At 33.5% G+C, this 9,081-nt stretch carries 8 protein-coding genes and 1 tRNA gene; 4 read left to right on the forward strand and 5 right to left on the reverse strand.

Going from position 1 to position 9,081, the window contains the following annotated elements:
* The 3 genes from ACIQ2Z_RS11790 to ACIQ2Z_RS11800 all read left to right on the forward strand — a co-directional run.
* Positions 1-1,953: gliding motility-associated C-terminal domain-containing protein (locus ACIQ2Z_RS11790; RefSeq protein ID WP_396184356.1), on the forward strand; the 1,953-nt coding region annotated here is incomplete at its 5' end.
* Positions 1,954-1,967: 14 nt separating this feature from the next.
* On the forward strand, positions 1,968-2,912 hold the full coding sequence (locus ACIQ2Z_RS11795) for a type IX secretion system membrane protein PorP/SprF (protein ID WP_396184357.1): 945 nt from the start codon (positions 1,968-1,970) through the stop codon (positions 2,910-2,912).
* A 10-nt stretch (positions 2,913-2,922) separates the two neighbouring features.
* A complete protein-coding gene (locus ACIQ2Z_RS11800; protein WP_396184358.1) occupies positions 2,923-4,794 on the forward strand; it encodes an OmpA family protein in 1,872 nt (623 codons plus the stop codon).
* A 1-nt stretch (position 4,795) separates the two neighbouring features.
* On the opposite strand, the gene ACIQ2Z_RS11805 is transcribed toward ACIQ2Z_RS11800, so the two are convergent.
* Both ACIQ2Z_RS11805 and ACIQ2Z_RS11810 read right to left on the reverse strand, forming a co-directional pair.
* A complete protein-coding gene (locus ACIQ2Z_RS11805) occupies positions 4,796-5,368 on the reverse strand; it encodes a pentapeptide repeat-containing protein (protein ID WP_396184359.1) in 573 nt (190 codons plus the stop codon).
* A gap of 492 nt (positions 5,369-5,860) precedes the next feature.
* Positions 5,861-5,934: transfer RNA gene (locus tag ACIQ2Z_RS11810), tRNA-Arg, on the reverse strand.
* A 70-nt stretch (positions 5,935-6,004) separates the two neighbouring features.
* On the opposite strand from ACIQ2Z_RS11810, the gene ACIQ2Z_RS11815 reads away from it, so the two are divergent.
* Positions 6,005-6,517 (forward strand): adenine phosphoribosyltransferase, encoded by a 513-nt coding sequence (locus ACIQ2Z_RS11815; RefSeq protein ID WP_396184360.1) that lies wholly within the window; start codon positions 6,005-6,007, stop codon positions 6,515-6,517.
* On the opposite strand, the gene ACIQ2Z_RS11820 is transcribed toward ACIQ2Z_RS11815, so the two are convergent.
* The 3 genes from ACIQ2Z_RS11820 to ACIQ2Z_RS11830 all read right to left on the reverse strand — a co-directional run.
* On the reverse strand, positions 6,514-6,663 hold the full coding sequence (locus ACIQ2Z_RS11820) for an SsrA-binding protein (protein WP_396184361.1): 150 nt from the start codon (positions 6,661-6,663) through the stop codon (positions 6,514-6,516). The two genes, ACIQ2Z_RS11815 and ACIQ2Z_RS11820, sit on opposite strands and share 4 nt — an antisense overlap.
* Before the next feature lie 53 nt (positions 6,664-6,716).
* On the reverse strand, positions 6,717-8,816 hold the full coding sequence (locus ACIQ2Z_RS11825) for a M56 family metallopeptidase (RefSeq protein ID WP_396184362.1): 2,100 nt from the start codon (positions 8,814-8,816) through the stop codon (positions 6,717-6,719).
* A gap of 1 nt (position 8,817) precedes the next feature.
* On the reverse strand, positions 8,818-9,081 hold a 264-nt coding region (locus tag ACIQ2Z_RS11830), incomplete at its 5' end, for a BlaI/MecI/CopY family transcriptional regulator (RefSeq protein WP_396184363.1).

The raw sequence follows: 9,081 nt of genomic DNA on the forward strand, positions 1-9,081 counted from the left end.
GCAGGCACTAGCGGCAGTATTACTTTATGTACTACGAGCCCTAGTATAGATTTATTCACCTTATTAGGAAATAGCCCTGAAACAGGCGGGACCTGGAGTCCGGCATTAGCTAGTGGCACAGGTGTTTTTGATCCGGCAGTAGATACAGCGGGAACTTATACCTATACAATAGTAGGTACTCCACCATGTGCAGACAGTACGGCCACAGTAGCGGTCACAATTGAATTAGCTGCTAATGCAGGTACTTTTACAGGAATTCAAACAATTTGTAACTCAACTGGAAACTTCGATTTAAATACATTATTAGATGGAACTCAACAAGCTGGTGGAGTTTGGGTAAACGGTCAAGGAGATACGATTACTAACATTATATCTGTAACTGATTTAATTGCCGGTACTTATACTTTTGTATATACAGTTACAAACACTTGTAATTCAGATTCAGAAGTAGTTCAATTAACCATTAATCAATCACCAAACATTACGATTGATGATGTAATTGTATTAACCCCAATTTGTCAAGGAGAAAGTATTACTATTACAGTATTCAATTTGTCTAATGGTAATTATTCAATAAATTATTCATTAACAGGTAGTAATATTTTACCAAATCAAACAGTTTTATTAACTGCTTCAAATGGTGAAGGAAATTTCACAATAGATTCAACACAATTAGTAAATTCAGGAATTACTACTTTAATTTTAAATTCTATTACAAATTCTGATACTACTTGTACAACAGTATTATCCGGATTAAATTTTGCTATTGAAGTTTTACCAATACCAAGTATTTCAAATAGTACTATTCAAATTGTAAATGTTTGTTTTGGAAATGATGTACTTGTTCAAATTTCCGGAGCAACTAATTTAACTGATGGAAATTACCAATTTGTATATTCTATTCCTAATGCAAATCCAATAACCGGAAATTCAGGCATTATTTCAATAGTGAGCGGAAATGGACAATTTACTATACCTTCATCCGTTTTTCCATTAGCAGGTGTTTACACAATGTCACTAATTTCAATTTCAAATTTAGCAACAAATTGTATAAATTTAAATCCAAATGTCGCAGTTACATTTGAAATATTAGCTCAACCATCAATCACGGAAGCATTAGTTTCAATGGTTGGAATATGTGTCAATACTGAAGGTACAGTTTTAATTTCAAATGCAAACAATTTGTCAGATGGAACATATCAGTTAACCTATCAAATTTCTGGAGCAATAAATTTTAATGAAACAATCCCGGTTGTTTTTACAAATGGGGAAACAAGCTTCGTTATTCCTTCTTCAGTTATAAATAATTTTGGAAATATTACAATTTCAATTAACCCATTAAATTCAATTATCGGAAATGCATGTGGGGTTTCAGGAAATACCTTTAATAGCATAACGATATCTATTGAAGAAGTCGAAACACCTCAATTAGTAGAGGGAGGAAATTCATTTTGTGAAGATGATAATGCTACAATTGCCGATTTAACAAATGGTATAATTGGAAGCGAAACTATAATTTGGTATGATGCTCCATCAAGCGGTAATGCTTACAGTAACTCAGATTTATTGGTAGATGGGGTAACTTATTATGCTTCAATTCAGTCAAGCACAGGATGTGAAAGTGCAGTAAGACTTCAGGTAATCGTAGTGATTAAAGACTGTACTGAAATTGTAATTCCTGATGGATTTTCTCCGAACGGGGATGGAATCAATGAAGTTTTTGAGATTAAAAATATTAGAACATTGTATCCAAATTTCACACTCGAAATATTCAATCGTTATGGAAATATTCTTTACAAAGGAAATGCAAATTCGCTCGATTGGGATGGAACTTCTGATAAAGGAATTCAAATTGGCGGTAATAAACTTCCCGTGGGAGTATATTTCTATATTATAAACTTTAATGATGGTAGTAGAAAACCATTACAAGGTAGAGTTTATTTAAGCAGATAAAAGATTATAACGTTATGATAGGAAAACATATAAAATATAAAATTCATTTAATTACCTTATTGGTGACCTTGGTTTCAAATGCCCAACAAGACCCTCAATATACGCAGTATATGTATAATATGAGTGTTATTAATCCGGGTTATGCAACAGATGATGCAGAGGTCATTAATTTTGGTGCCTTATATAGAGCTCAATGGGTTGGTTCAGAGGGAGGCCCAACTACCGGAACTTTTTTTGCTCATTCACCCATCGCTAAAAAAGTAGAAATGGGAATTTCTGTAGTGCATGATGAAATAGACGATGTGGTAAAAGAAAGTAATGTTTATGTAGACTTTGCTTACGTTTTAAAATTGAATGAATCTAATAAACTTTCTTTTGGAATTAAAGGAGGAGCAACTTTTTACAGCACGAACTTTAATGGTTTTATATATTCAGATGAATTACCGGATCCTGCATTTGCTGAAAATTTGAGTAAAACTTTTCCAAATATCGGAGTTGGAGCATTTTATTTTGGAGAGAATTATTATTTAGGATTGTCAAGCCCAAATCTTTTAAAATCTAAACATCTTGAAAAGCAGGATGGTGTTATTGCAACAGGAGTTGAGGAAATACATTATTTTTTCACTGGTGGATATGTGTTTAATTTAAATGATAATTTAAAATTTAAACCGGCTTTTATGACTAAAGCGGTTGCTGGAGCTCCAATGTCGTTAGATCTCACAGCCAATTTTTTAATCAATAATGTTTTTGAACTAGGTGCCGGTTATCGTTGGGACGATTCTGTGAGTGGTTTAGTAAATTTCAAAATTACACCTTCGTTACGAATTGGATATGCTTATGATTATACCCTTTCCAATTTAGGAAAATTCAATACCGGAAGTCATGAAATTATGTTATTATTTGATTTAAATAAAAAAGGGAAAGCAAATGGTTACGACAAATCTCCACGATTTTTCTAAAATAATAAAGATGAGAAACAACTTTTATATACTATTCTTTTTGTTGGTTTGCCAATTTATTCTGGCTCAGAAACCTTCAATCAAAAAAGCGAATGAACTTTTTGCTAACAAAGCTTATGTCGAAGCTGCAAAAATGTATGAACAGCTTAAACATGATCAAAAAGTTTTACAAAATTTAGCTGATTCTTATTACTACAATGCTCAAATGAAATTTGCATCAACGCATTACGGAACTTTATTTTTTACTTACAAAGATAGTGTAAAACCTGAATATTATTTTAGATATGCCAACGCGTTGAAAGGAATTGAAGACTTCGAAAAAGGAGATATAATCATGGGCGAATATTTAAAATATTCAGTTGATACCAAGAAATTCAGAGAGCATTTAAATAATATCGTGCCTTTTAATTACACTGTACGTCAAATGACACGAAGCAATAGTACAGGTGATTTTGGAATTTCTTTTTTTGGTGAAAAAGTCGTTTTTGCTTCACTCAGAAACACAGAAAGTCCACTTTATAAATGGAACGACAGACCATATCTCGATTTATATGAAGCAACCGTTTCTAAAGATGGTATATTAGAAAACATCAAACCTTTTTCTGAAATCATCAACACAAAAACACATGAAAGTTCAGCAACCTTTTCCAAAGATGGCAAGACGATGTATTTTAATCGTACCAATGATGTACAAGTTCAAGTTGGGGAAGAAAAATTTGCTTCTGTAAAACTCTTCAAAGCCGTATTCGAAAATAATGCTTGGACAAATGTAACCGAGTTGCCTTTTTCAAGCGATCAGTTTTCAACACAGCATCCGATGTTAAGTCCTGATGAAAAGAAATTATATTTTTCAAGTGATCGTCCCGGTTCTATAGGCTCGTTTGATATTTATTTTGTTGACATTTTTGAAGACGGAGGTTATGGCGAACCTCAAAACTTAGGTGACAATATCAACACCATTCATCGTGAACAATTTCCTTTTATTGCGGAAGACGAAACACTTTATTTCGCCTCTGAAGGTCTTCAAGGCTTGGGCGGATTAGATATTTTTATGGCTCGAACGTATGATGGCGTCTACGGAAAACCAATCAATTTAGGAGAAACCATCAACACCGGAATGGATGATTTTGCCTATGTGTTAAAAGCCAACGAAGGCATTGGGTATTTTGCCTCTAACCGCAAAGGAACAGATAATTTATATTCCTTCGTTCGCGAAGAAAACGAACGTAGGTTCATCGTGGAAGGTGATGTTCGAGACATAAACACCAAAGAATTACTACCCGGAACGACCGTCACCTTGTATGACATGGATGATAAGTTAATCGGCCAGCTCGTAGTAGGTGAAAATGCAGATTATGTATTCAATTCTGAACCCAATACAAAATATAAAATTGTAGCTGATCGTGATTTCTATGCTTCTAAAACTGAAATTTTTGAAACTACGGATGATGGTCGGGTTCGATTCACAATCGAGTTAGAAATTGAATCTTATGATGATGCGGAAGATATCATTGTAACGAAAGAAGATGGTTTAGTCTACATTCAATTAGAAAACATATATTTTGATTTAGATAAATGGGATATAAAACCGGAAGCAGCAAACACGTTGGATGTTTTAGTGGCCATTATGAAAAAATACCCACGAATGGAAATTGAGTTGGGAGCCCACACCGACACCCGAGCATCGGATGCATATAATTTACGATTGTCTCACAACAGAGCTAATTCAACCTTAGAATACCTATTAGAAAATGGAATCGAAAGAAACAGAATGCGGTCAAAAGGTTTTGGTGAACGAGTTCCTTTAATTAACTGTGGCGACAATTGTTCCGAAGTAGAACATTCAATCAACCGTAGAGTAGAATTTATTGTACGGAAATAAATTATTTGATAACCAAATCATATTTGGCGACTAATCCTCTTAAACCCTCGGTAGAAAAAATAGCTTTTTTTACTTTGTTTTTATCAGGATCAATAATAAAATCGTAACTGGTGTAAAAATCTGCTTTTTGTAAATTGGTGTCAATAAAAACGGCTCTTCTCAAATTGCAATTATCAAATAAAGCTTCTGTTAAATCGCTTCCCATAAAATCGACAGCTACCATACTGCAGTTAATAAATTGCATTTTCTTAAGTTTTAATGCATAGAATTGGGTATAATCCAACAGGCAATCAGTGAAGTTAAAATTATAAATTACTTGATCGGTCATGGCAAAATTTACTGCGGTAAAATTGCAACCAACAAACTCCACATCCCGAAGGGAAACAAAATTGATTTTGGTTTCTTTGAAATTGCATTCGTAAAAGGTACATTCTACAAATACTACACCTGTAAAATCGCAAACTGTAAAATCACAGTTTTTAAAAATGCAGGCTTCAAATTCTTTGTATCGAATAGCGGGTTTGTCAAATATGCGGTCGGTTATTTCTTCGTTGATGATGTAATCTAATGCCATGTGCTTTTATTTAGAACTAATGCTACAAAGAGACTATTATTTTGGCAGTAATCCAATATAAAAAGTGTTTATTCGTGACCTTCGATGGGATTAACTCCGTTGATCCAGAATGAGCTCAGTAGTGGAAATGAAAAGTTCTTTCAATCTCTGATTGAAAGAACTTTTTTAGTATACAAAATTAATTTTATGAGCAAGCTCAACAGTATAAAAGGATTAACTCCGTTGTTCCAGAATGAGCTCCGTTCTGAGAACGAAAAGCCTTTTCAATCAAAGATTGAAAACTTTTTTTGTTTGATTTTTTAATTTTATGAGCAAGCTCAAAATTAAAAAATCAAACAAAAAAAGCCCTAGCTTTCGCTGGGGCTTTCCATTCATTCGTGACCTCGACTGGATTTTGCAAGCAACATCCAGCAAAGCTCCGCTTTGAAAACACTAAAAACAAAAAAACGCTCAAGCGAGCTTGGCGTTTTTTCTTATTTTAGTGTTTATTCGTGACCTCGACTGGATTCAAACCAGTAACCTCTTGAGCCGTAATCAAGTGCGCTATTCAGTTGCGCCACGAGGCCTTATTGCGGGTGCAAATATAGGTATTTTTGTGTAACTTGCAAATCAAAATATAAATTAAAACGGTTTTTTATGAGCCTCAATAAGTACATTCGCATCGTGCAAGATTTTCCTAAAAAGGGAATTATTTTTAAAGATATTACTCCGTTATTAATTAATCCGTTAGCTCGTGAGGAATGTCTGGAGATACTGCTGTCTCATTTAAAAGAGGTGCACATCGACAAGGTTATTGGCGTGGAAAGTCGTGGGTTTTTCTTTGGAATTTTATTAGCAGAAAAACTGCATGCGGGTTTTGTGCCGGTGCGAAAACCAAATAAGTTGCCTTTTGATACCATCTCTGCAAGTTATGATTTAGAATACGGTTCCGACGCCTTAGAAATTCATACAGATGCTATTCAAAAAGGAGATAAGGTGCTCATTCACGATGACGTTTTAGCTACTGGTGGCACTGCAAAAGCCGTATGCGAATTGGTGGAACAGTTAGGTGGAGAAATTGTGCAAGTGAACTTTCTAATGGAACTGAGTTTCTTGAACGGCAGAGAAAAAATAAAAAACTACAACCTCTTCGCCGCGTTAACCTATTAGTTTTTTTTGTCCAAGGCTCGAGTAGTAACATAATACCTCCAGCCGATGATTGCCATTTGCCATTTTTTGGCTTTGGCTAGGTCTAATCCTTGTTTAGTAAAACTTGGGAGAAGTGTTTTGTTGAGTTGGGCTAAAAGTTGAAACATGATTTATTTTTTTGTAAATATAAAAAAATCCCGCGTGAACGGGATTTCAGAGTTTAATTCGATTCTTCAATAACGATTTTGTCGTTTTTCTTTCCGATAAATAGTGAAGGTATTGGATTTGTAGACTTAAAATTTCGTTTTATTTTGACATCATCTTTACTAAAGGTAAGGGATATTGCGGTAATTTCCCCCTTATCATTTCTTTTGATACCTGAAAAGCTAAATGAAATATTACTCCTGGCTAAAGTAGTTTTGTAAAACGACAAATCTTCTTTTGTTGAATTCTTCCCTATTACAAATCCATCATTGTCACTGTCTAATTTAAAGACGAATGTTTCAAGGTCTGTCTTTAAATTGGGATTGTTTTTTTTAAAATATGCTTGAGATTCTATAATTACAACCCCGTTTTTTGCTCGTTCACCATATTCCTTTAAGGCATATTCTGTTGCTATCATTGATGATACTGACGCAATAGAATTAGGATCGATAGTTTCTAACTCGGTTGGACTGATCTCTTTGCCATCATAAATAATTAATGCTTTTTTATAATCGACCGTCTTATTTTCCTTTATAAGTTCTACATTTCTCTCCGGTCCAGATGTTTCGTATGAAAAACTGTAACCTGAAGAGGTTTTTTCTTTTTCTTGCGATGGTTTAGCCAATTCGTTATAACTTCCTTTAACTGTTGGCAATTTAAAAGTATTGACTTCATAGTAGAGCTTATCTTTATCCGCTTTTTTGTTATATTTTTTCTCAAATTCACTCATAGAAATCTCTTTCATGTCTCCCAATTCTTCATCAAAACTGATTTCCACTTTCTCTTTTGGAGCTTTAACTTTTCCATTTACAATTAATACGACCTCTTTTCCATCTTTTTTCATGGAATCTAAACTCCACTTTTTAGATTTAGTGATGTTTGCGACTAGGCCGTCAATTTCAATCGTTTCGTCAACAGCAGCAATTGAAATATGATCTTCAAAACCATAAGCTAAATCATCATTTTTATCCGAATTGATATAAATTTTGATGCTATTAATTCCTTTATCCGATTTACGTTCCATAACCCGATTATAGGTTTTTCCATAATCAAATTCTAATTTGATAGCTATGATTTCACTATTACTGTTTCGTTTGACGTTTGAAATTTTTAATTTTTGCTTCTCACCTGAAAAAGCTTTTTCTAATTCTTTAATTTCTTGGTCAGTTGTGTTTTTAGTTACAATGGATGAATAATTGGAAGTAACTACGTAACTGACCTTTTCCGCTGGTTCATCTTTCGATTGAGCTACTGTTTCAATTTGGAAGAGTAGCATAAAAGCAACTAAAACCGGAAGTAGTAGGGCATATTTCCAGGAGTTCTTTTTGTGTGATTGATTAGTGTTTAACATAACGATTCGTTTTTTGATTAATGATTGAAAAAAATGATTGTTGATTGATAATTGATTGTTGCTGGTGACCACTTTTAATAGGGTTTTTTGGTAGGCATATTTATTGTTTATAGTTAAGAAAGTTTCATTGTCAGCTATGTATTCCAAGTTTTGGATGATTGCTTTTCTGTAAAGCCAAACCACAGGATTAATCCATAAAATGGCACAAATAATTCTAGAAAATAATACATCAAATGAGTGTTTTTGTTTCACATGAATGGATTCGTGAAGGAGGATGTGATTCAATTCCTCTTTAGAAAATTGTTGCTGATTTACAACTATATAGCAAAAAAAAGAAAACGGATTGTTAGTTTTTGAAGATTGGATTAAAGTAAAATGCTGTTCTTTTGTTCTTTGCTGATTTTTAATAGTTCTGTAGAAAGAAGCAATTTCAAAACCTATCTTTAATATAAAAATCAAAGCGATAATCGAGTAAAATGCAATGAATAGTTCATTCCAATTTACTGATTCTTCAACTGCAGTAGCATTTTGAATGAAAGCCGGTTCATAGTTGGTTATTTGTTCAAAAACAACCGGTTTTGCATCAACCCAGACAGTTTTGGTAAATGTAATCAACGGTAAAACGAACGAAGAAATCAAACCTAAAATCAAATACCAGCGATTGGATGTAAAAAAGGTTTCTTTTCTTAAAAACAGAACATACATCAAATAGAATACAACTAGTAATCCGTTGACTTTAGCGAAGTAGATCAACCAATTTTCCATATTATTTCTTTTTTTCGATGATCGCTAAAATCTCTCTGAGTTCATCTGCAGAAATTTTTTCTTCTTCCGCAAAAAACGAAACCATACTCTTATAGGAGTTATTAAAATAATGCTCAATCGCATTATTCATAAAAGCCTTTCTATATTTTTCTTTGCTAACAATAGGGAAATACTGGTGCGTGTTGCCATACGCTTGATGCGAAACATATCCTTTTTCTTCCAAGTTTCTGACAATAGTGGAAAGGGTATTGTAATGCGGTTGCTC

Origin of the sequence: Flavobacterium sp. (assembly GCF_044361015.1) — a bacterium.
GTDB lineage: Bacteria > Bacteroidota > Bacteroidia > Flavobacteriales > Flavobacteriaceae > Flavobacterium.